We start from the raw sequence: 20,513 nt of genomic DNA, 5'->3' as shown, positions 1-20,513 counted from the left end.
CAGAACCCCCAGCAACCCACCGGCTGCGATCACCAGCCTGCCGCACTGGCCCTGACCGCATAACCCCCGAAGGATTTACGGAGCGGACCACTAAGCTCCCGCGATGGGTTACTGGGGCACGGTGGTCGTGGCGCGAGCACCGGGCCTGCTCGTGGAGCAGGACGGCATGAGCGGGTTCGGTTACCAGCATCACTGGGTGCGCGAGCTGGGCGATGGTGGAGCTCCGTGCTCGACCACGACCAGGACGCGGACTGGAAGGCGGCGGATGATCTGCTGTTCGACCTGGTGAAGACGCTGGGGGTCGCCCGGATCGGCCGGACGCTTCCGTGGGCGTTCCCGATCAACCGTCGGCCGTTCATGTTGATCACGGACCTCATGGGTCTGGCGCGCAGGGCCCTTTCGGCGGCGGAGTACCGGCGGGTCGCGGAGGAGAAGGGCAGGGCGCCGGAACCCGCGCAGCGTGGGAGACGGCGGCGATCGAGCTGGAGCGAGAGCTGTGGGCGTCGCTGTACCGCACCGACGTGGACGTGGCGGCGTTGGCACGCCGGGTCGTCGAGGTGCAGGTGGCCCACGACATGGTCCCTGAGCGGGCGGGGCAAAAACCGGTGGACCCGGATCGGTTGTACGAGTCGCTCTTCGCCGGGCTGGTGGACGGCACCCTGCAACCGGAGGACCCCGAGGATTCCGGCCGCCACTGGGCGGACGACCGGGCGGGTTAGACCTGCGCGTCGACCTCCGGTTTTGTCCCCCATCGAGTGACCTCGTTGACATGTGTGGGCAAATCATCTGTGATGGTCGATGTCAATCGTTCGGCTTGGTCGGGCTCCGGGTCATCTGGGGCCTGCCGGTCGATGCCCTGTTCCTGGAGGACGGATGCGACTCTTCGCGCGGACCAACCCGCGTCGACCACGTCGACGGCTGTTGCCGGCGACGATGGCAGTGGCAACGCTGCTGACGGTGGTGGTCGGCGCGCCGGCGGTGGCCGCGGCCCCCTCGACCGTGGTCGGCGTGGCCAGTGGCCGCTGTCTGGACGTGGTCAGCAACGTCCGAACGGCCGGCGCCGGCATCAACATCTACGACTGCAACGGTCAGGCCAACCAGGCGTGGACCTTCACCTCGGCCGGTGAGCTGCGGGTCTACGACGAGACGATGTGCCTGGACGTGGTCGGGCAGGACACCAGCGCGCCTGCCGCCCTGCAGATCTACGGCTGCAACGGCGGCGCCAACCAGCGCTGGCGGGTCAACACCGACGGGACCATCGTGGCCGTCCAGTCCGGCCTGTGTCTGGACGTGACCGGCGCCGGCACCGCGAACAGCACCACCGTCGGTCTGTGGACCTGCAACGGGCAGGGCAACCAGCGGTGGACGACGGCCCTGGGCAGCACCGACAGCCAGCCGCCCACCGCGCCGGGCAGCCCTCGGGTGAGCGGCCTGACGTGCAACTCCGTGACCTTCGCGTGGAACGCCTCGACCGACAACGTCGCGGTGGCCTTCTACGACGTCTACCACGACGGGCAGTTGATGAGGTCGGTCAGCGGCTCGACGTTGTCCACCGACCTCACCGTGGTCGCCGGGGCGACCTGGGGCCTGTACGTCAACGCCCGCGACGCCGCCGGCAACGTGTCGCAGGCCAGCACCACCGTCTCGATCACGCCGCCGCCGTGTCAGGCCGACACGCAGGCACCGACCGCGCCGACACAGCTCACCGGCACCGCGGCCGGCACCACGGTGACGCTGCGGTGGACGGCGTCGACCGACAACATCGGGGTCCGGGGGTACGACGTGTACCGCGGCGGCGTGAAGGTCGGCACGGTCACCGGCGCGCCCCCGGCCACCACGTTCACCGACACCGGTCTGGCGGCGAACACCGCGTACCAGTACTACGTGGTCGCCCGGGACGCGCAGGACAACGTCTCGCCGCGCAGCAGCACCACGACGGTGACCACCGGCGCCGCGTGCGGCAACCCGGTGTGCGGGGTACGACAGGTCACGACCGACACCGACATCCCGTGGGGACTGGTGACGTTGCCGGACGGCAGCGTCCTCTACAACCGCCGGGACGCGCACGACATCATCCAGCTCAACCCCACCACCGGGGTCAAGACCAACCTGGGCACGGTGCCGAACGTGCAGAGCACCGACGGTGAGGGCGGCCTGTTGGGCCTCGCCATCTCGGCCAGCTTCAGCAGCGACCGCTGGCTGTACATCATGCACACCTCGCCCAGCGACAACCGCGTCGTCCGGATCCGCCTGGAGAACGGCCGCCTCAACACCGCCAGCGAGCAGGTGCTGGTCAGTGGCATCCGGCGGAACAAGTACCACGACGGCGGTCGGCTGCGGTTCGGCCCGGACGGCAAGTTGTACGCCAGCACCGGCGACGCGCAGAACGGCGCGTACGCCCAGGATCGCTCCGCGCTCGAAGGCAAGGTCCTGCGCCTCAACCCGGACGGCACCGTCCCCTCGGACAACCCGTTCGGCAACTACGTGTGGAGCTACGGTCACCGCAACCCGCAGGGCCTGACGTTCGACTCGCAGGGCCGGCTGTGGGAGCAGGAGTTCGGCAACTCGATCATGGATGAGACCAACCTGATCACCCGGGGAGGCAACTACGGCTGGCCGGCGTGCGAGGGCACCAGTGGCACCTGCGGCACCGCCGGGTTCATCGCGCCGGTGCGCACCTACCCGACCGCGGAAGGATCCTGCTCCGGCATCACGATCGTGCGGGACGCGCTCTACGTGGCCTGCGCGCGGGGTGCCCGCATGTATCGCGCGGCGATCAGCGGCAGCAGCCTGACGAACGTGCAGACGTACTTCAGTGGCACCTACGGCCGGCTACGCACGGTGGAGCCCGCTCCCGACGGGGGGCTGTGGTTGACCACCACCAACCAGGGTGACAAGGACAGCACCCCGAACAACAGCAACGAGCGCGTCCTGCACGTCACGCTCGGCAACTGATCGGCGGCCTCCTCCGGCGCGGGCGACAGGTCGCGTCCGCGTCGGAGGATGGCCCGGTGAAGAAGAGAAGTCGCGGTGACCCCGCTGCCTCTCAGGCTGCGGATGCGGCGACGCAGAACTCGTTGCCCTCCGGGTCGGCCATCACCACGTGGTGCCGGTCGACCTCCTCCAGGATCGTCCCGCCCGCCTCGACCAGGCGGAGAGCTTCGGCCATGATCCGCTCCCACCGCTCGTCGGGGCCGCCGTGCACCGGCACGCGAATGTCGATGTGCAGGCGGTTCTTCGCCGTCTTGGGCTCGGGGACGTTGAGGATCGAGAGGCGCGGGCCGACACCGTACACCGTCCGGGTCACACAGCCACGCGCCGTGCTCGGGGAGGTCGTCCTCCGGCAGGTCGAACTGGGCGAGCCACTCCGCCCGCGTCGTGAAGGGCGGGGGCGGCGGCTCGTCGATGTAGCCCAGGGCGGTCTTCCAGAACGCGCCGAGCACCTGCGCGTCGGTGGAGTCGAGTGTCAGATCAATCCTCGCTGCCATGCCCGGAACATAGCGCTCACCTCCGACGGTCAGCGTGCTCACTCACTGGTCGCGGTGGTGCCTTATGCTGCGCGCGTCGGCACGGGGGCACGGGGAGATGGACATGCGACGCCAGGTCACGGCAGCGGTTGCGGCTGCCTTCGTCATGGTGGTGGCGGCGGGCTGCGGCACGCCGGCCGGTACGGACGGCGATCTGTCCGACGACTGGCGGCCGATGGCTCAGGCGGAGCAGTTCTCGCCGAAGGCGGGCGAGTGCCACACCATCTCCGAACCGACCGCGTACCTCACCAGCTACGCCCCGGTGGACTGCGCGAACACCCATCTGGTGGAGACCTTTCACGTGGGCACGTTCACCGGCGCGCTGGCCGCACGAACCTCGCCGCCCAAGGTGGAGTCGGCGACGATGCGGTCGACGTTCGCCGACTGTGACACGCGTGCCAAGCAGTTCGTGGGTGGCGACTGGCGCGATGCCCGACTGTCGGTGCAGGTCGCACCGGCGTCGCCGGCCGGCTGGGCGGGCGGTGCCCGCTGGTACCGGTGCGACATCTTCGAGGTGGACGAGGTCAACGGCCCGAACGGGGAGTCCGACGCCGCGATCCAGCGGCTCGGTTCTCTCCGCGATGCTCTGGCCAAGCGCTCCGGTCTGCTGCTCAGCTGCATGAACGAGGACAAGTGGGGCATGCTGCGGCCGGTCGCCTGCACCACCGGGCACCAGTTCGAGTACGCCGGCACCTGGACCGCGCCGGACCGCTCCTGGGGGGACGCCACCAGGGACGAAGCCTCCGTCCACTCCGCCTGCCGGGCGGTCATCGCCCGGTTCGCGAAGGTGCCGGTGGACGCCAAGCTGCCCTATCGCACCGGTACCGCGTACCGGTTCCCGAACCGGCTTCTGTGGGAGCGGGGTGACCGGGGCATTCGCTGCTATTACTGGTCCGGCGGCACGTCGGTCAAGCGGTCGATCGCCGGCGGCGGCACGGCGGTACTGCCGGTCCGCTGAAGCCGGGTCAGACCGGCCCGAGCAGGGCGGCCAACGCGGCGTCGCCCTGGCCGAGCTGCGCCCCACCGGCCGGCGGTACGACGAGGAAGCGCCGGCAGCCGTCGAGTTCCACGTACCGGTCCGGCCCGCCGGCACCGTTGAGCGGTCGCAGCACGGCGAAGCGTGACGCCGGGGTGGCACAGTCGTCCGCCGTGCGGGTGGTGGCCAGCGCCCGGAGCACGCCCGCCTGCCGCTCGGGTGGCAGCGGGCCGCCGTACTCGAAATCGCCTGCCGGTTTGCCGCCGCCCTGCTCGGACGCGGGCACCTGGTAGACGCAGAGGCGCAGCGGCCCGGCGGTGGGGACGGTGGCCGGTGCGGGCGGTCGGGGGCGTCCCATGCTCGTCTCCACCCACACCATGTCCGCCCACCGCTGCGAACAGCCGGCGGCCTCGGCCTCCGACGATTCGACCTGCCCGACGGCACGGGTGTCCACCGTGGTCAGCCGCAGTCCGTCGAGTGCCGCGCGGACCTCGGGGCGTGGCTTGCCACACACGTCGGTCGGCAGGTACGGGCGCAGCCAGCGTCCCCGCTCGTCGAGCAGCGCGAGCCACGGCGGGACGATCATGTCGAGGGTGCAGGCGATCTCCCCGTCCGCCCGCTGGGTGGGCAGGCGCAGCGCGTCCACGAGCGCACCGATCTCGTCGGCGCGTCGTTCGGTGGCCACCTGTTCCTGACCGCCGCCGGGGCGCGGCCGGATCTCCCGGCCGCAGAGCACGACGGCGACCGGGGTGAACGCGGGGTCGATGCGCCCGCTCTCCGGCTCGTCCCGGGCGGCGGCCGGCGGCGTCAGCAACACGGCGCCGGCCTGCGGTGCGGCTTGGGCGCAGGAGGCCCACCGGTCGACGATCCGGGCGGGGTCGGGCTCGTCCGCCGGCCCGGTCGCCGAGCCCGCACACCCACCCAGCGCCATGCCGAGCACCGCCGCCACCAGTACCGTGCCACCCGGGCGCATCCCGCTCACCACCTCTCCACCAGGAGATGGGACGGACGGCGGGCACACCCGGTTCCCGCCGGTCGTACCGGGACGCGGCGCTGGCGAAGCGGTGGCGTGACGTCGCCAACCATGGGTGCCACCGCCGGCCGCCGCCGGAGCGCCGGTCGGCAGAATGGCCAGATGGCACATCTGGGACTCGTCGCGTTGCTGGTCAGGGAGTACGACGAGGCGATCGACTTCTACGTCGGCGGCCTCGGCTTCGAGTTGGTGGAGGACACCACCCGACCGGACGGCTCGCGTTGGGTGGTGGTGCGCCCGCCGGGTGCCCGGGAGACGGCGGTGCTGTTGGCCCGCCCGAGCAGCCCGGAGCAGCAGGCGCGGATCGGCGACCAGACCGGCGGCCGGGTCGGCCTGTTCCTGTACACCGAGGACTTCGCCCGGGATCACGCGCGGATGGTGGTGGCCGGGGTGCGGTTCCTGGAGGAGCCGCGGCACGAGTCGTACGGCTCGGTCGCGGTCTTCGCCGACCTCTACGGCAACCGCTGGGACCTGCTCCAGCCCCGCAGCACAGAGTGACACATCAGCGACACGGCGCTCACAACGGGTGACCGGTTGTCGTCGGCCATGCTATTCTCCGATGTCGATCTCCGCCGCGCGGACCCGGACCGGGTCGTTGTCGGAAGGACGCCTCCCGATGCCGGCCGTTGCCACCCCGACCGTGCCGCCGCCCGCGCTGGACAGTCCGGCCGGCGGCGCGTTCAACCTCATCTTCACCACCCTGCCGGCGCTGCTGCGGCTGACCTGCGGGTTGGTCGGTGCGGCGGTGGCACTGTCGGTGCGTACCCCACCGGTCGAACCGGCCCTGCTGCTGCCGGTCGTGGCCGCGCTGACCGGCTGGTCGCTCTGGTACGCCGTCCGCGCGCTGCGCCACGGGTTCACCCCGGCCCTGGTCGCCGGTGACGTCACGGTCACCTCGGTGGCCTGCCTGCTGATACCCGTGCTGGTGGCACCCGGGGTGCTGCCCGGCGAGGGCAGTTGGATCGCGGTGCTCGCCAGCACCACGGTGATCAACGCACAGGCCACCGCCGCGCCGCGGTGGTCGGTCCCGGCCGGGCTGCTGGTCACCGCCGCGTACGCGCTGGGCACGTCCTCCGCCGGCAATTCCACCGAGGCGCGGGCGCACGCGGCCACGCTGCTCGTGCAGACCGCCTGCACGGCGATGATGACCGGGGTGATGCGCCGCCGGATCGGACGTGCGGACCGGGCGTTCGCCGAGCATCAGCGGCTGACCGGGGAGGCGTTGGTCGCCCGCTCGGCCCGGGAGGCCGAACGTCAGCAGAACCGCGATCTACACGACACCGTGCTCGGGACGTTGACCATGGTGGGGCTCGGCGCGGTGGCCGGCCCGTCCGCCGCGTTCCGCGAACGGTGTGCCGCCGACCTGCGTACCCTCGTCGCGGCCGCCGACGTCGGCCCGGTGCCCGGTGACGGCCCGGTGCCCCTGGACGAGCGGCTGCGCACGGTGCCCGACCGGTTGTCCGAGCTACCGGTGACCCTGGAGCTGGCGGGGTGCGCGGTGCCCGCCGGGGTGGCCGACGCGATCACCGAGAGCACCTACGCGGCGCTGTCCAACGTGGTCCGGCACGCTCCGGGGGCGCGGGCCACGCTGCGGCTTTCCCGCGACGCGATCGCCGTCGTGGTCGAGGTCGCCGACGACGGTCCGGGCTTCGACCCGGCCACCGTCCCCGCGCACCGGTACGGGTTGCGCGAGTCGATCCGCGGCCGGATGGCGACGGTCGGCGGGCGGGCCGAGGTGCACTCGACCCCCGGTGGGGGCACCCGGATCCGACTGGAGTGGCCCGGTGTCGGCTGACCTCGGCGCCGCGACGCCGCCCACCCCCGTGGCCGAGGCGCCTGAGCGCACCGGGGGCGGCGTGCCGGCGCCCCGGGAGTCGGCGTCCACGGCCGCGCTCGCCGCACCGGCCGCCGTGGCCCACGCCTCCGACCGGGGTGCCCGGATAGTCGCCGTCGCCATCGCGCTGGCCTGGCACGTCGCCATCGGGCTGCCGGCGGTGCTCGCCGCCCGCGCGGAGTTCGCCGCGCCGGTGGTGGTGCTCGGCGGATGGGTGCTGGTCCTGGCCGCCGGTGCGACGGCCGGGGTGCTGCTGTTGCGGGGCACGCCGCTGCCGCCGTGGCCGCTGGCCGGGCTGCTGCTCGTCGTCGACGCGGCGGTCTTCGCCGCCGCCGGCGAGCGACAGCTGTTCACCGCCGGCAACTGGGTGTGGGGCACGCTCGGCTGGTTCTTCGTGCTCGCGCTGTGGGGACGGCGGGTCGCCGGGCTGGTGGCGCTGTTGACCACGCATGCGGTGATCGCGCTGGTCGCCGTGCTCGGGCACGGCTCCGACGGTGCCGACCTGGCCCGCTACGTGATGTACGTCTACGGCACGTTCTCGCTCCCGGTGGCGGTCTTCGTGGGCAGCGCGGCGATCGTCGGGCTGGCCCGGGAACGGGCCGCCGCCGCGGCCGCCATGCACACGATGGCCGCGGAACGCGACGCCGCCGAGCGGGGCCTGCGGGAACGCCGGGACCGGCTCGCCCTGGTCGGGGCGGCGGCCGGGCGGGTGCTCGGCGAGTTGGCCTCCGGTCAGGCCGACCCGGACGACCCGGAGGTGCAACGGCGGTGCGTGCTCGCCGCCGCCCGGCTGCGCCGCCTGATCGCCGAGTCCGACGACGTGCCCGATCCGCTGCTGCACGAACTGCGGGCGGCCGTCGATCTGGCCGAACGCAACGGCCTGCCGATCGATCTGGTCACCATCGGCGGGCCGCCGCCGCTGCCGGTGGAGATCCGCCGTCAGCTGGCCGACCCGCTCACCGGCATCCTCGCCGATGCCCGGGGGTGGGCCCGGCTGACCGTGGTGTCCGGCCCCGACGAGGTGGTGGTCAGCCTGGTCACGCCGGACCGGCAGGAGCCGGAGGCGACCGGGCCGCCGCTCGGGGACCACGACGACGGGCCGGTGCAGCACCTCTACGAGCGGGACGGGGACATCAGATGGGCACAGACCCGGTGGCGGAGGTGACGGGCGCCCGGCCGGTCGGGGTGGCGATCGTCGACGACCACCCGGTGGTCGTCGAGGGCGTCCGCGCCTGGCTCGCCACCGAGACACGACTGACCGTGCTGGCCACCGGTGACGACCCGGACGAGGTGCTGCGGGCGGCGCCGGACGCCGACGTGGTCCTGCTCGACCTGCGACTGCACGGCAGGATGGCGCTGGACAAGCTGGCCGAGCTGAGCGCCGCCGGGCGGCGGGTGGTGGTCTACTCGGAGCACACCGACCCGGAGACGATGCTCGCGGCGCTGGACGCCGGCGCGGTGGCGTTCCTGGCCAAGCACGAGGGCCGGGAGCACTGCGTGGCGACCGTGCTGGCCGCGGCGAGCGACCGCCCCTATGTGCCGCCGGCGTTGGCCGGCGCGATGGTCGGCGACCCCCGACCGGACCGGCCGATGCTGTCCGACAAGGAACGTGAGGCGCTGCTGCTGTGGTTCCAGTCGATGTCCAAGGCGTCGGTGGCCCGCCGGATGCAGATCAGCGAACACACGGTCAAGCAGTACGTCGACCGCGCGCGGATCAAGTACACCCGGGCGGGGCGCCCAGCCGCCACAAAGGCGGCGTTGCTCGCCCGTGCGATCGAGGACGGCCTCGTCCGCCCGGAGGAGATCGGCATCTACCGGTCACAGGCGACGCACGACCGGCCGACCCCCTAACGGGCGTCATGACAGCGGACCTCGGATCCGCCAGGCTTCTGAGCACAGCCCGCTGACCGGAAGGTCGTGACGATGCACTCCGACGCGTCTCCCTTCTTCATCGGACCCCATCGGTTCGACGCGCCGGACGACGACGTGGGGCCGGTCCTGGACCGCCGCTACGACCTGCGTCCGATGCCCGGTGAACGGGTGCTCGGCCGGCACCGGCTGCTGGTCGCCGGCTACCTGCTCGGGCCGACCGAGGCGCGGCGGGGCTGGGGGCTGCCCGGCCCGGTCTCGGTGACCGTCACCGACCAGCGGATCTGCTGGGTGGGCACCGGTTCCCAGCTCTCCCTGGTCGCCGACGACACGCCCCGCTCCCGGCTCGCCGGTCGGCTGCCGGGGCTGATGAGCGGGCAGATCCGCTGGCAGTGGCCGTCCCGTCTGGAGCTGCCGCCGGCCACCGCGGACGCCCCGGCGCAACTGCTGATCGTCTGCGACGCGCTGCGCACCATCCAGCAGCCGGCGCTGGCGCTCGGCGGGTCGGCCGGCGAGGTCCTCGCGCTGGCCCAGCAGGTCCGCCGTGCGGTGGCGATGTTCCGGCTCACCCGCCCGCACCTGGTCGACCTGTCGGCGCAGGAGCGCGACGTCCTGCTGCTGCGGGCCGGCCCCGGCCTGCTCGCCGGGGACACCCGGGTCACGCTGCCCGGCTCGCTTCCGGTGGAGTTCCGCTCCCGCGACGACTACTACCGCTCGGGGCCGGAGCCGACCTCGTGGACCGGGCTCGCGGGCGGCACCGCATCCGGGCATCGGTGAAGCCGACGCTCCGCGCGGCCGACTCGACCGTCGTACCGTGGCGCTCATCCCGCGAAGCGCGACGGTGACACATCCTCCGACGAGCGTGATGCCGCTGAGTCATCAAGATGACTCAGCGGCATCACGCTCAACAGGACTAGCCCTGCCCCGGCGGCAGGCCAGCACCCCATGCGGCCTCGTGGCGGGTGCGGATCGATCCAGCGTCAGGCGCTGGGGGTGCGCTGCTCACCTGCGGCGTCCAGGGCGGCGGCCTCCTCCGGCGTGGGTGCGCTGCCGCCCAGGTGCGCCGGCAGCCACCAGGTGTCCTCCGGGCCGGCCGGCGCGTCCGGGTACTCCCGCTGGGCCCGGTCGACGAGCGCGCTGAGTCGGGTGGTCAGCTCGGCGGCCAGCGCGTTCGGGTCGGGGTGATCGGCCGGGTCGATCGGCTCGCCGATGAGGATCGTGATCGGGGTGTGCCGGCGGGTGAGGGTGCGGGGGCGGCCCTTCGTCCAGAGCCGTTGAGTGCCCCACAGCGCGACCGGCAGCACCGGCACCTTCGCCGAGCGGGCCATCCGGACGGTGCCGCTCTTGAGTTCCTTCACGGTGAACGACTGGCTGATCGTCGCCTCGGGGAAGACGCCGACCACCTCGCCGCGCTTCAGGGCGGCCACCGCGGCCCGGAACGACGCCGCACCGGCCTCCCGGTCGACGGGGATGTGTCGCATGCCGCGCATCAGCGGGCCGGAGATCCGATGCGTGAACACCGACTGCTTGGCCATGAACCGGACCAGCCGGCCGGACGCGTTCGCGCCCAACCCGGCGAAGATGAAGTCGAGATAGCTGACGTGGTTGCTGGCCAGCACCGCCCCGCCGGTGCGGGGTACGTGGTGGGCGCCCTCGATGGTGATCTTCAGGTCGAGGACCCGGAACATCGTCTTGGCGGCGGCGATAACGGGCGGGTACACGAGCTCCGGCATCCGCAGAATCTACCCTGCTCCGCTGGGGATCGCCTGGGTGGTGACCGGCGGCGACACGCCGGTCGCGTCGCCGCCGGTGAACGCCGGCCCGTCCGGTCAGTCGCCGAGGCTGTCCAGGTCCAACCTGCCGCGGGCGAACGCGTCCACCCGACCCCAGCGACCCGGAATGTCCAGCACCTCGATCCGGCCCATGCCGACCGGCAGCCGTGGCTCGACCGCCAGGTGGCCCTCGTGTGGCTCCAGGCCCAGCATGGTGCGCAGCAGCAACAGCGGCGTACCGGTGGACCAGGCCTGCGGGCTGCACGCCGTGGGGTACTCGACCGGGAACTTGGTCAGCTCCCGCGGATAACCACCGAACGCCTCGGGAAGCCGCCCGTTGAAGTAGGTGGCCGCGTCCAGGATGCCGTTGGCGATGCTGGCGGCCTCTTCGGCGAAGCCGTACCGGCGCAGACCCCAGGCGATGAAGGAGTTGTCGAACGGCCAGATCGTGCCGTTGTGGTAGCCGATCGGGTTGTACCGCGCCTCCCCCTCGGCGAGCGTGCGCACCCCCCACCCGCTGAACAGCCGCGGCCCGACCAGGTGCTGAGCGATCTTCTCCGCCCGCTCCTGGTCGACGATCCCGCTCCAGAGCAGGTGACCGATGTTGGAGCTGAGGACGTCGCACTGGCGGCCGTTCGGGTCCAGGGCCAGCGCGTAGTACTCGCCGTCGGCAACCCACCAGTCCCGGTTGAACCGCTGCTTCAGCTCCGCCGCCTCCCGCTCCAACTGGTCGGCGAACTCCGGGTCGTCCCAGAACTCGCGGGCCATCCGGGCGGCGCGGATCTTCGCGTCGTACGCGTACCCCTGCACCTCGCAGGTGGCCCGCGGGAACGGCGGCAGCGTGCCGTCGGCGTAGGAGATCGAGTCCCAGGAGTCCTTCCAGCACTGGTTCTCCAGGCCGGTGTCGGTGTTGCGCCGCTCGTACCAGATGTAGCCGTTGCCGACCAGGTCGGCGTAGTTGTCGATCCACCTGAGCGCGGCCCGGGACTCCTGCTCCAGTTCCTTGACCAACGCGACGTCCCCGGTCCACCGCTCGTACTCGTCGAGCAGCACGACGAACAGCGGGGTCGCGTCCACCGAGCCGTAGTACGGCGAGTGCGGCTGCTCCTCGAACGCCGCGGTTTCGCCGTAGCGCATCTCGTGCAGGATCCGCCCGGGATCCTCGTCCCGGAAGTCGTCGAAGCGGCTGCCCTGCAGGGACGCGAGGATGCGCAGCGTGGTCTTCGACAGCTGCGGGGTGAACGGCAACGTCTGCAGGCAGGTGAGGATGCTGTCCCGCCCGAACATGGTCATGAACCAGGGCAGGCCGGCGGCGGGCAGGGTGGCGCCGCCCAGCGACAGCGGCGAGAAGCGGAGCGCCGCCAGGTCGATGAGGCTGCGCCGGTACGTGCTGGCCACCCGGCCGTGCTCGCTGTTGACCTTCGGGGCGTCCGCGATCCACTTCTCCAGGTCGTGCTGCAGCGCCAGCCGCTCGGTGCCGTGCACCCGCAACCCGATCCGCAGGTCCCGACCACCGGGTCCGAGGGCGTGGGTCCGGACGTCGATCGCGGTGTTCCACTGCTCGTTCGGTTCCAGGTGGACGGTGTACGCGAAGCCCTTGCTGTCGTAGCGGGCCGCCATCGACGAGGAGATGACCGTCTCCCGCCGGAAGTTGCCCCGCCGGTAGCCCAACCGCAGTTTGTCCGTCTCGACCTCGGTGTAGTTCTCGCCCTTCTTGTTCAGGATCTCGTCCTTGACCTGGAACAGGTCGGCGAAGTCCGATGCCGCGTCCATCCGGATCTCCAGGTCGACCGGCTTCTCGTCGTGGTTGAGGATGGTGAGCTGCTCCCGGAAGCTGCCGCCCACCGCCCGCTCCCGGATGATCGACAACTTGGCGTCCACGTAGTGGGTGGCCATCCCCGGCACGAGGAAGAACCGGGACTCGAAGTACTGGAGGTCGTCGAAGGAGAGCGAGTTGAGTCGCTCCCCGTTGACGGTGAGCACCCAGGTGGACAGGAACCGTGTGTCGAGGGAGAACAGCCCGGTGGGCTCACTCGGGGTCGCCTCGATGTCGCCGGTGTCCTCGCAGACGACGAACGTGTTGCCGTCGAGGATCCGGACCATGTTGCTCTGCCCCATCAGTGCACCTCCCCCGCGAAGCGCCGGCGCGGCCCACGCGCGTCCGGTGAACCCGGGAAGATCCGCTCCACCTGCACGACGAGCCGGGCATCGCCGGCCACCGTCATGTCGCCCCGCAGCAGGGCGGCCAGGCCGTGTTCGCGGCCGGTGGCGAGGTCGTCGAAGAGGGCGGGGCTCGCCCCGATGACGGTGTCGGCCTCCCGGTCCTCCTGGCTCACGTTCAGCTGGCCATGGTCGATCCGCAGCAGCCAGTGCCGGGTCTGCGCGCCCTCGTGCAGGTCGATGCGCAGCGTCCCGGAGGTCTTCGCCAGCAGGGGCTCGTACCCCCTGCGGTCCAGGTCCTCGAAGAACCTCGTGGTCGCGTCCACCATCGGGTCCACTCCTCCCAGTTCGCCGGGCCCGGGATCCCACCCGGCGCGCGTCGCGCGCACGGCCGGCCTGGCACGTCCCCGCACGGGTCCCCGCCGGTCGCGCCGTCAATCTCGCCCGGATCGGGTGAACGGCCCGGGTCCTCACGACGCGCGCAGCGCCGGCCCTCCCACGAGGGGAGAGCCGGCGCGTCCGCGGCGGACGATCAGTTGTTCGGGTCGTCGGCGCTGATGTCGGCCAGAACCGACTGCGGTTCGCGCTCGACCGCGAGGTCGCCCATCGACACGAGCCCCACCAGGCGCCCGTCGTCGATCACCGGCAGCCGGCGTACGGCGTAGGTGCGCATCAGGTCCGCGGCGGCCACCGCGTCGTCGTACTGACTCACGGTGATCACATCGCGGGTCGTGATCTGGTTCAGGCGGGTCGAGCCCGGGTCCATGTTCTCCGCGACACCCCGGACCGTGATGTCCCGGTCCGTGACGATGCCGACCACGTTGTCGCCGTCGGTCACCACCACGTCACCAATCGCACTGTCACGCATCTCCTGCGCGGCTGCGATGAGCGTGTCGCTGCCGTCCATCGTCACCAACCGGGTCGTCATGAACTCTCCGACCGTTGTCATGGTGCTCCCCTCTCGGTGTCGGCACGGCCGTCTACCCGCCACGCGGGAGGGGGTAACGCGTACGGCGTGGTCGCCCTTGGGGAACGGCGTGCGTCGGCCGCGTCGCCTACGGTGGGCCGATGGTGGCGGGCGAGCGGGAGCTGCGGGACCTGGTTGCCGGCAGCGGCTGGTTGACCCGGGCGTTGACCGTGGTGCGCGACTCGGGCCTGCCGGACGCCTGGATCGGCGCGGGCGCCCTGCGCGACCTGGTCTGGGGCGAGCGGTACGGCGACGGGTTCGACCCGACGACGGTCCGGGACGTGGACGTGGTCTTCTTCGACCCGACGAGGTTGACCCGTGACGACGACGACCGGGCCACCGCCCGGCTGACGGCGGCGTGGCCGCAACCGCCGTGGCAGGCGCGCAACCAGGCGGCGGTGCACATCTGGTACGCGGCGAAGTTCGGTGGCGACCCGATCGCCCCGTACCGCAGCGTGGCCGAGGCGGTCGCCACCTGGCCGGAGTACGCGACCGCCGTGGCCGTCCGCCTCGATGGGGGCGACCGGCTGGAGGTCTGCGCGCCGTACGGCCTGGCGGATCTGCTCGGCGGGGTGTGGCGGCACAACCCGGCGCGGGTGGACGTGGCGCTGTCCCGGCAGCGGTTGGCCCGGCACCGGCCGGCGCAGCGCTGGCCGGGCGTGACCGTGATCGAGCCAGGCTGACCGGCCAGGTCGGGCGGCGGCCTCCGGTGGGGCGCCGCGCGCCCGACGGGCGTCGGCGACCGCGACGCGCGTCAGCCCCGGGGCGGCATTCCGTAGATCCGCTCCACGTGCAGGCGCAGCACCAGCCGGCCCTCGTCGACCATGACCTGCCGGTACTCGTCCCAGTCCGGGTGCTCGCCGCGCAGCGCCCGGTAGAGCGTCACCAGCTCCTCGACCGTCGCGTCGCCCGGCTCGGCGGCGGGCGTGGTCAGCTCTGCGCGCCCCTCGACCACCGCGTACGCCCAACCGTCCTCGCTGCTCACGTGGAAGCTGGCTCGCGGGTCGCGACGCAGGTTGGCGGTCTTGGCCCGCCCCTCGGTGACGGAGACCCGGATCAGCCCAGCGTCCCGGTCGTACGAGTAGACCACGGTGGACAGCTGCGGTCGCCCGTCCCGTTTGATGGTCGCCAGCACGCCCATCGAGCGGCCGGCGATCAGGTCGGTCAACGCCTGCTGGGTGCGGTCATCCGGCACGGTGTCCTCCATGGGCCGTCGGCTTCGCCCCCCATCCAAGCACGCCTGGGCGGCCGCCGCCCCGCCCGGAACGGGGCCCGAGCCCCCGCCGGTGGCCGGCGAGGGCTCGGGGTGAGCGTGCCGGTCAGCGACGCTCGGCGGCGACCAGCTCGGCAAGCTGCACCGCGTTGAGTGCGGCGCCCTTGCGCAGGTTGTCGTTGGAGCAGAACAGGGCCAGCCCGTGCTCCACGGTCTCGTCGGCGCGGATCCGGCCCACGTAGGTCGGGTCCTGACCGGCCGCCTGCAACGGCGTGGGTACGGCGGTCACCGCGACCCCGGGTGCGTCGGCGAGCAGCTCGTGGGCACGCTGCGGGGTGAGCGGCCGCGCGAACCGGGCGTTGATCTGCAGCGAGTGACCGGTGAAGACCGGCACCCGGACGCAGGTGCCGGAGACCTTCAGGTCGGGAATCTCCAGGATCTTGCGGCTCTCGTTGCGGAGCTTCTGCTCCTCGTCGGTCTCGAACGAGCCGTCGTCGACGATCGAGCCGGCCAGCGGGAGCACGTTGAAGGCGATCGGCTCGGCGAACGAGCGCGGGGCGGGGAACTCCACGGCCGAGCCGTCGAAGGCCAGCCCGGCGGCGTGCTCGGCGACCTTACGGACCTGCTCGTCCAGCTCGGCGACGCCGGCCAACCCGGCACCGGAGACGGCCTGGTACGTCGACACGACCAGGCCGACCAGGCCGGCTTCGGCGTGCAGCGGGCGCAACACCGGCATCGCGGCCATCGTGGTGCAGTTGGGGTTGGCGATGATGCCCTTCGGGCGGTTGCCGGCGGCGTGCGGGTTGACCTCGGCGACCACCAGCGGCACCTGCGGGTCCATCCGGAACGCCGACGAGTTGTCGATCACCACGGCGCCGGCCTCGGCGACCCGGGGGGCCAGCTCCAGGGCGGTGCCCTTACCGGCCGAGAAGAGCACGATGTCCAGTCCGGAGTAGTCGGCGCTCGCCGCGTCCTCGACGGTCACCTCGCCGTCGCGCCACGGCAGCGCGCGCCCGGCGGACCGCGCCGAGGCGAACAACCGCACCTGCTCCGCCGGGAACTCCCGCTCCGCCAGCACCTGCCGCATAACGCCACCGACCTGACCGGTGGCCCCCACAATGCCGATCCTCATGCCCCGGAGGCTACCGACCCCACCCCCGCAACCGGGACCCCTTTCCCACCCCCCGGGTCAGCATCACACCCCGACCCGCATCTCCCCGAAGACCGGGTTGATCATGAGGTTGGCGGGGCTCTTGTTGATCGAACTCCCCGCCAACCTCATGATCACCGCGGAAGTGGGGGTCAGGGGAGCAGGGCGCCCAGGTTTGCCGCTTGCAGCTCGTCGCGGATCACCGCCGCGTCGCCCTCGATCACCAGGGTCAGCGCCTCGGGGTGCAGGTGGGTGGCCGCCGCCTCGGAGACCTCGCGCACGTCGGCCGCCAGCAACGCCTCCCGCAGACGTGCGTGGTAGTCGTCCGGCAGGTCGTGCACCACCAGCGTGGTCAACGCCGAGGCGATCGCCCGGGGGCTCTGCAACTCGACCGACAACTGCCCGGCCCGCCAGGCACGGGCCACCGCCAGTTCGTCCTCGGTCACCCCGCCGGCCTGCGTACGGGTGATTTCGCCCACCGCCTCGATGAGGGCCGGCGCGGTGACCGCGGTCTGCACGCCGGAGCTGACCGCGAACCGGCCGAACCGGCGGGACGAGGCGAACTCACCCCGGATGCCGTACGTGTAGCCGCGCACCTCACGGATCAGGTGGTTGAGCCGGGACGTGAACGCCCCGCCGAGCACCGTGCCGGCGAGCGTCATCGGCACGTGGTCGGGGTGCGCCCGGTGCGGCGACGGGTGGCCCAGCCGCAGCGTGGACTGCACCGAGCCGGGCCGATCCACCAGGATGATCCGCCGCTCGGTGTGCAGCGACACCTCGATCGGACCACCCCGGTCGGCGGGACCACCGCCGGTGCCGGCGAACGCGGCGGAGGCCAGCGCGTCCAGGTCGATCCGGTCCAGGTCACCGGCGACGACCAGCGTGCCGGGCCGCAGGAACCACTCGGAGTGGAAGACCGTCACGTCCTCCACGTCCAGACCGGCGACCGACTCCGGGTCGCCGTACATCGGACGCCCCCAGCGGTTCTGCGCGCCGAACAGGTCCGCGCGCAGCGCCGCGTCGGCACGCGGGCCGGGGTTGGCCCAGTCCATCCGCAGCGCGGTCGCCTCGTCGTCCCGGACCCGCTGCACGTCGGCCGGGTCCAGCCGGGGCGTCCGGACGGCCTCGGCGAGCAGTTGCACCGCCGCGGTCAGCCGGTCCACCGGCACCTGGACACTGACCTGGAACGAGTCCCAGTCCAGTCCGGTCACCAGCTCGGTGCCGAGCGCCTCGATGGCCAGCGCGTACGCGGTGGCGTCCCGCTGCGCGGTACCCTCCTCCAACGCCTTGGCCAGCACCCCGCCCAGCCCTTCCTTGCCGTTCGGCTCCCGGCCGGCGCCGGCCTCGAGCAGCAGCAGGGCGACGGCCAGATTCTGCCCGGGCAGGTGCGCGGCGACGACCTGGCCACCGGCCACGGCGCGGCGGACCACCGGCGGGAACCGGTACGGGCGGGCGGCACCCGGGCCGGGACGGTCGGCGATCAGCGTCATGCGGTCTCCTCGGGCACGTAGGTCAGGGTCACCCGGTCGGCGGCGCCGAGCACCTCGGCGGCTACCTCGGCGATCTGCTCGGCGGTCACGGCGAGCCAGGCGGGCAGCCGGTCGCCGGCACGGGCCGGATCACCGAACTGGGTGGCGTACCGGCCCAGCGTGTCGGCGCGGCCGTCCACCGTCGACATCTGCCGCCACCAGGCGGTGCTCAGCAACGCCTTGGCGCGGTCCAGTTCGGCGGCGGTCACCGGCACGGTGGCCAGCTCGTCGACGACCTCGGCGAGCCCTTCGGCGAGCCGTTCGGCGCTCACCCCGGGGCGGGCGGTCGCGGTGGCGATCAGCGGCGCCGGTGCGTGCGCGAGGTCCACCCCGTACGCCCCGACCAGGTCCGGCTGGGCGATCCGCTCACCGTCGGCGAGCCGCTGGTAGAGCCGGCTGCCCCGGCCGCTGCCGAGCACGGTGGCGAGGACGGTGAGCACGTCGTACCCGGGGCTGCCGAACGGGTGGCCGCGGTGCGCGACGTACACCCGCGGTGCCGGCACGTCGGCGGTCACCGTCTGCACGGCGGGCTGTCCGGTGGCCGGCACGCTCCGCCCGTCCGGTGCGGGCGGGATGTCGTCGCGGGCGGGCAACGCGCCGAAGTACTTGTCAGCCAGCGCGAACACCTCGGCGGCCGGCGCGTCGCCGACCACGGTGAGCACCGCGTTGTTCGGCACGTAGTACGTCTCGTGGAACGCCTGGAAGGTGGCGAGGTCGGCGGCGTTCAGGTCGGCCATCGAGCCGATCGTCGAGTGGTGGTACGGGTGCCCCGGCGGGTAGAGCAGCGGCAGCAGCCGCAGCAAGGCGTCGCCGTACGGGACGTTCTCGTAGCGCTGCCGCCGCTCGTTCTTCACCACCTCGCGCTGGTTGTCCAGCGTCTCCTGGGTGAGCGCGGGGACCAGGCCGCCCATCCGGTCGGCCTCCAGCCAGAGCGCCAGCTCCAGGTGTTCGGCGGGGACGGTCTCGAAGTAGTTGGTCCGGTCCGGGTTGGTGGTGGCGTTCAGCGAACCGCCGGAGCCCTGGATCAGCTTCATGTGCTCGGTCTTCGCCACGTTCACCGAGCCCTCGAACATCAGGTGCTCGAAGAGGTGGGCGAAGCCGGTCTGCCCGGCCGGCTCGTGCCGGGAGCCGACGTCGTACCACAGATTGACGGCCACGGCGGGCGCGGTGCGGTCCTCGCTCACCACCACGCGTAGGCCGTTGTCCAATCGGGACGTTTCGATGGGCCAGGGGTAACCGCTGTCGGGCATGGCACCGACGCTATCCGATCTCGCGGGCGGAAAGGTGACGTGCGGTCGGTCGGCGAGCCGACCCGCCCGCTTCGGGACCTCCGCCCGGGGTATCGGAGGGGAATGACCGTCACCCCACCGGTGTCCCGGGCCGTCGAACGCGCCGCCGCCGCGCTCGGCAGGCTGCGCCGCGGTCGGTTGCTGCATCCCGCCGGTCGCTCGTTCGCCGGCGAGGTGGTGATCTGGGGTACGCCCGGACCACCCACCGGGGTCGGTCTGCTGGACGACCCCGGCCGGTATCGGGCGACCGTCCGACTCTCGAAGGGGACGCCCACGCCCGGCAGTTGGCCGGACGTGCTGGGCCTGGCGCTACGCCTGCACCTCAATGCCGGCCGACCGTTCGACCTGCTGGTCAGCTCCAGCGGCGCGGCACCGCTGCTGCGAAACCTGCCGCTGCCCTGCCGCGACTTCAGCGGGACGTACAGCACGATCATGGGCTACCGCGCGGGTCCGCGTCGGCTCTGGCTGGCCGCGCTGGCCGACCCGGAGTCGGTCGACCTCGGCCGCGGCCTGGACGCGGTGGCCGCCGCCGCCCGGGCGAACGCGCCACGCCTGGTGCTCGCGGTCGCGTCCGCCGTGGGGCCGTGGCGGCCGGTCGGGCAGGTCAGTCTCGGCACCCCGCTCGGCGCCCGGGAGGACGCCGCGCTCGCGTTCGACCCGGTGCGTAACCTGCCGCCCGAACTGCGGGCGGCCGGCCCGCTGGCCTGGCTGCGGGAGCGGACCTACCGGGGGTCACGCCGGGCGCGCGGGGTGGATGGTCAGTCCGGGGGTTCGACGGCGGCCACCGTCTGATCGGAGGTACGTCGTTCCAGCACCGTGTCCGGTGCCGCGTTCTGGTCGGCCTCGCGGATGTCCGACTCGGCGAGGATGGCTTCCGCCTGCGCCCGTGGGTCGTCGCTGCCCGCCGCCGCCTCCTCGGGGAGGAGGTGCGCGCGGGACTCCACCCGGGCCTGGTCGCTGTGCTCGTCTGTCATGGCACCCCTGTTACCCCGGGCCGGCCCTCGGCACGCGAGGTTCACGCCGCACTTTGGGACAAGACAACGGAACTGCCCGCCGGGTCGGGTAGGCTGGCCGGCGTGACGCGTTCGTATCGATGGTTTAGACAGCCGGCTCGCACGCCGGTGACCTCACCATGATCTGACGTCACCACGGACCGAGTCGGCTGGGCAGGAGCTGTCGTTCCTGCCCTTTTGC

The 20,513-nt window shown here is 72.5% G+C and carries 21 protein-coding genes; 10 read left to right on the top strand and 11 right to left on the bottom strand.

The window, feature by feature from the left end:
• The first annotated feature begins 521 nt into the window (after positions 1–521).
• Positions 522–719 (top strand): hypothetical protein, encoded by a 198-nt coding sequence (locus tag AB0H52_RS25725; RefSeq protein ID WP_151493345.1) that lies wholly within the window; start codon positions 522–524, stop codon positions 717–719.
• A 154-nt stretch (positions 720–873) separates the two neighbouring features.
• Complete coding sequence (locus AB0H52_RS25720; protein WP_357950573.1) at positions 874–2,955, top strand: PQQ-dependent sugar dehydrogenase; 2,082 nt, start codon at positions 874–876, stop codon at positions 2,953–2,955.
• 91 nt (positions 2,956–3,046) lie between these two features.
• On the opposite strand, the gene AB0H52_RS25715 is transcribed toward AB0H52_RS25720, so the two are convergent.
• Positions 3,047–3,307 carry a VOC family protein gene (locus AB0H52_RS25715; RefSeq protein ID WP_357950570.1) on the bottom strand — a complete coding sequence of 87 codons (261 nt, stop codon included), beginning with the start codon at positions 3,305–3,307 and terminating at the stop codon, positions 3,047–3,049.
• A gap of 284 nt (positions 3,308–3,591) precedes the next feature.
• Between AB0H52_RS25715 and AB0H52_RS25710 the strand changes: the two genes are divergently transcribed.
• The gene (locus AB0H52_RS25710; protein WP_357950567.1) at positions 3,592–4,485 is read left to right on the top strand and encodes a septum formation family protein; all 894 of its coding nucleotides are present in this window, start codon (positions 3,592–3,594) and stop codon (positions 4,483–4,485) included.
• 7 nt (positions 4,486–4,492) lie between these two features.
• Here the strand turns inward: AB0H52_RS25710 and AB0H52_RS25705 are convergent, their stop codons facing one another.
• Positions 4,493–5,485, bottom strand: a complete 993-nt coding sequence (locus AB0H52_RS25705) for a hypothetical protein (protein ID WP_357950564.1) — start codon at positions 5,483–5,485, stop codon at positions 4,493–4,495.
• 153 nt (positions 5,486–5,638) lie between these two features.
• Here AB0H52_RS25705 and AB0H52_RS25700 point away from each other — a divergent pair, with 153 nt between their 5' ends.
• The 5 genes from AB0H52_RS25700 (at position 5,639) to AB0H52_RS25680 (ending at position 10,016) form a co-directional block, all read left to right on the top strand.
• Positions 5,639–6,034, top strand: a complete 396-nt coding sequence (locus tag AB0H52_RS25700; protein WP_151492096.1) for a VOC family protein — start codon at positions 5,639–5,641, stop codon at positions 6,032–6,034.
• 118 nt (positions 6,035–6,152) lie between these two features.
• Positions 6,153–7,331: an ATP-binding protein gene (locus tag AB0H52_RS25695; RefSeq protein WP_151492097.1), complete on the top strand. Its 1,179-nt coding sequence runs from the start codon at positions 6,153–6,155 to the stop codon at positions 7,329–7,331.
• Positions 7,332–7,392: 61 nt separating this feature from the next.
• Complete coding sequence (locus AB0H52_RS25690) at positions 7,393–8,535, top strand: hypothetical protein (protein ID WP_225854725.1); 1,143 nt, start codon at positions 7,393–7,395, stop codon at positions 8,533–8,535.
• Positions 8,508–9,221, top strand: a complete 714-nt coding sequence (locus tag AB0H52_RS25685) for a response regulator transcription factor (protein WP_151492098.1) — start codon at positions 8,508–8,510, stop codon at positions 9,219–9,221. Before AB0H52_RS25690 ends, AB0H52_RS25685 begins: the two co-directional genes overlap by 28 nt.
• Positions 9,222–9,293: 72 nt before the next feature.
• The gene (locus AB0H52_RS25680; RefSeq protein ID WP_151492099.1) at positions 9,294–10,016 is read left to right on the top strand and encodes a hypothetical protein; all 723 of its coding nucleotides are present in this window, start codon (positions 9,294–9,296) and stop codon (positions 10,014–10,016) included.
• Positions 10,017–10,219: 203 nt separating this feature from the next.
• On the opposite strand, the gene AB0H52_RS25675 is transcribed toward AB0H52_RS25680, so the two are convergent.
• From AB0H52_RS25675 to AB0H52_RS25660, 4 genes are all read right to left on the bottom strand, one after another.
• The gene (locus AB0H52_RS25675; protein ID WP_151492100.1) at positions 10,220–10,972 is read right to left on the bottom strand and encodes a lysophospholipid acyltransferase family protein; all 753 of its coding nucleotides are present in this window, start codon (positions 10,970–10,972) and stop codon (positions 10,220–10,222) included.
• 96 nt (positions 10,973–11,068) lie between these two features.
• Complete coding sequence (locus AB0H52_RS25670; protein WP_151492101.1) at positions 11,069–13,129, bottom strand: glycogen debranching N-terminal domain-containing protein; 2,061 nt, start codon at positions 13,127–13,129, stop codon at positions 11,069–11,071.
• Positions 13,129–13,500, bottom strand: a complete 372-nt coding sequence (locus tag AB0H52_RS25665) for an SCP2 sterol-binding domain-containing protein (protein ID WP_151492102.1) — start codon at positions 13,498–13,500, stop codon at positions 13,129–13,131. The genes AB0H52_RS25670 and AB0H52_RS25665 overlap by 1 nt, the downstream gene beginning before the upstream one ends.
• A 203-nt stretch (positions 13,501–13,703) precedes the next feature.
• Positions 13,704–14,120, bottom strand: a complete 417-nt coding sequence (locus tag AB0H52_RS25660) for a CBS domain-containing protein (RefSeq protein WP_151492103.1) — start codon at positions 14,118–14,120, stop codon at positions 13,704–13,706.
• Positions 14,121–14,239: 119 nt separating this feature from the next.
• On the opposite strand from AB0H52_RS25660, the gene AB0H52_RS25655 reads away from it, so the two are divergent.
• Entirely contained in the window at positions 14,240–14,821 is a 582-nt protein-coding gene (locus tag AB0H52_RS25655) for a nucleotidyltransferase family protein (RefSeq protein ID WP_357950558.1), read from the top strand.
• 71 nt (positions 14,822–14,892) lie between these two features.
• Here AB0H52_RS25655 and AB0H52_RS25650 read toward each other — a convergent pair whose 3' ends face one another.
• From AB0H52_RS25650 to AB0H52_RS25635, 4 genes are all read right to left on the bottom strand, one after another.
• Positions 14,893–15,345, bottom strand: coding sequence for a PPOX class F420-dependent oxidoreductase (locus AB0H52_RS25650; protein ID WP_357950555.1), 453 nt, complete (start codon positions 15,343–15,345; stop codon positions 14,893–14,895).
• A gap of 112 nt (positions 15,346–15,457) precedes the next feature.
• Positions 15,458–16,483, bottom strand: coding sequence for an aspartate-semialdehyde dehydrogenase (locus AB0H52_RS25645; RefSeq protein ID WP_357950552.1), 1,026 nt, complete (start codon positions 16,481–16,483; stop codon positions 15,458–15,460).
• A gap of 170 nt (positions 16,484–16,653) precedes the next feature.
• Complete coding sequence (locus tag AB0H52_RS25640) at positions 16,654–17,991, bottom strand: pitrilysin family protein (RefSeq protein WP_357950549.1); 1,338 nt, start codon at positions 17,989–17,991, stop codon at positions 16,654–16,656.
• Positions 17,988–19,280: a pitrilysin family protein gene (locus AB0H52_RS25635; protein ID WP_151490618.1), complete on the bottom strand. Its 1,293-nt coding sequence runs from the start codon at positions 19,278–19,280 to the stop codon at positions 17,988–17,990. The genes AB0H52_RS25640 and AB0H52_RS25635 overlap by 4 nt, the downstream gene beginning before the upstream one ends.
• 102 nt (positions 19,281–19,382) lie before the next feature.
• Here AB0H52_RS25635 and AB0H52_RS25630 point away from each other — a divergent pair, with 102 nt between their 5' ends.
• Positions 19,383–20,111 carry a phosphodiesterase gene (locus AB0H52_RS25630; protein ID WP_357950546.1) on the top strand — a complete coding sequence of 243 codons (729 nt, stop codon included), beginning with the start codon at positions 19,383–19,385 and terminating at the stop codon, positions 20,109–20,111.
• Here AB0H52_RS25630 and AB0H52_RS25625 read toward each other — a convergent pair.
• Positions 20,078–20,293: a hypothetical protein gene (locus tag AB0H52_RS25625; RefSeq protein WP_151490616.1), complete on the bottom strand. Its 216-nt coding sequence runs from the start codon at positions 20,291–20,293 to the stop codon at positions 20,078–20,080. The two genes, AB0H52_RS25630 and AB0H52_RS25625, sit on opposite strands and share 34 nt — an antisense overlap.
• Between the last annotated feature and the right edge of the window lie 220 nt (positions 20,294–20,513).

It is taken from the genome of Micromonospora sp. NPDC050695 (assembly GCF_040654415.1).
Lineage (GTDB): Bacteria > Actinomycetota > Actinomycetes > Mycobacteriales > Micromonosporaceae > Micromonospora.
Note: the sequence above shows the minus strand (reverse complement) of the source record. Positions and strands in the feature narration are given on the sequence as shown.

What these genes read in the sequence shown, in the direction of transcription:
- AB0H52_RS25720 (WP_357950573.1), top strand. Translation starts at nt 874, where the DNA reads ATGCGACTCTTCGCGCGGACCAACCCGCGTCGACCACGTCGACGGCTG.
- AB0H52_RS25710 (WP_357950567.1), top strand. Translation starts at nt 3,592, where the DNA reads ATGCGACGCCAGGTCACGGCAGCGGTTGCGGCTGCCTTCGTCATGGTG.
- AB0H52_RS25700 (WP_151492096.1), top strand. Translation starts at nt 5,639, where the DNA reads ATGGCACATCTGGGACTCGTCGCGTTGCTGGTCAGGGAGTACGACGAG.
- AB0H52_RS25695 (WP_151492097.1), top strand. Translation starts at nt 6,153, where the DNA reads ATGCCGGCCGTTGCCACCCCGACCGTGCCGCCGCCCGCGCTGGACAGT.
- AB0H52_RS25685 (WP_151492098.1), top strand. Translation starts at nt 8,508, where the DNA reads ATGGGCACAGACCCGGTGGCGGAGGTGACGGGCGCCCGGCCGGTCGGG.
- AB0H52_RS25680 (WP_151492099.1), top strand. Translation starts at nt 9,294, where the DNA reads ATGCACTCCGACGCGTCTCCCTTCTTCATCGGACCCCATCGGTTCGAC.
- AB0H52_RS25675 (WP_151492100.1), bottom strand. Translation starts at nt 10,972, where the DNA reads ATGCCGGAGCTCGTGTACCCGCCCGTTATCGCCGCCGCCAAGACGATG.
- AB0H52_RS25670 (WP_151492101.1), bottom strand. Translation starts at nt 13,129, where the DNA reads ATGGGGCAGAGCAACATGGTCCGGATCCTCGACGGCAACACGTTCGTC.
- AB0H52_RS25665 (WP_151492102.1), bottom strand. Translation starts at nt 13,500, where the DNA reads ATGGTGGACGCGACCACGAGGTTCTTCGAGGACCTGGACCGCAGGGGG.
- AB0H52_RS25660 (WP_151492103.1), bottom strand. Translation starts at nt 14,120, where the DNA reads ATGACAACGGTCGGAGAGTTCATGACGACCCGGTTGGTGACGATGGAC.
- AB0H52_RS25655 (WP_357950558.1), top strand. Translation starts at nt 14,240, where the DNA reads ATGGTGGCGGGCGAGCGGGAGCTGCGGGACCTGGTTGCCGGCAGCGGC.
- AB0H52_RS25650 (WP_357950555.1), bottom strand. Translation starts at nt 15,345, where the DNA reads ATGGAGGACACCGTGCCGGATGACCGCACCCAGCAGGCGTTGACCGAC.
- AB0H52_RS25645 (WP_357950552.1), bottom strand. Translation starts at nt 16,483, where the DNA reads ATGAGGATCGGCATTGTGGGGGCCACCGGTCAGGTCGGTGGCGTTATG.
- AB0H52_RS25640 (WP_357950549.1), bottom strand. Translation starts at nt 17,991, where the DNA reads ATGACGCTGATCGCCGACCGTCCCGGCCCGGGTGCCGCCCGCCCGTAC.
- AB0H52_RS25635 (WP_151490618.1), bottom strand. Translation starts at nt 19,280, where the DNA reads ATGCCCGACAGCGGTTACCCCTGGCCCATCGAAACGTCCCGATTGGAC.
- AB0H52_RS25630 (WP_357950546.1), top strand. Translation starts at nt 19,383, where the DNA reads ATGACCGTCACCCCACCGGTGTCCCGGGCCGTCGAACGCGCCGCCGCC.
- AB0H52_RS25625 (WP_151490616.1), bottom strand. Translation starts at nt 20,293, where the DNA reads ATGACAGACGAGCACAGCGACCAGGCCCGGGTGGAGTCCCGCGCGCAC.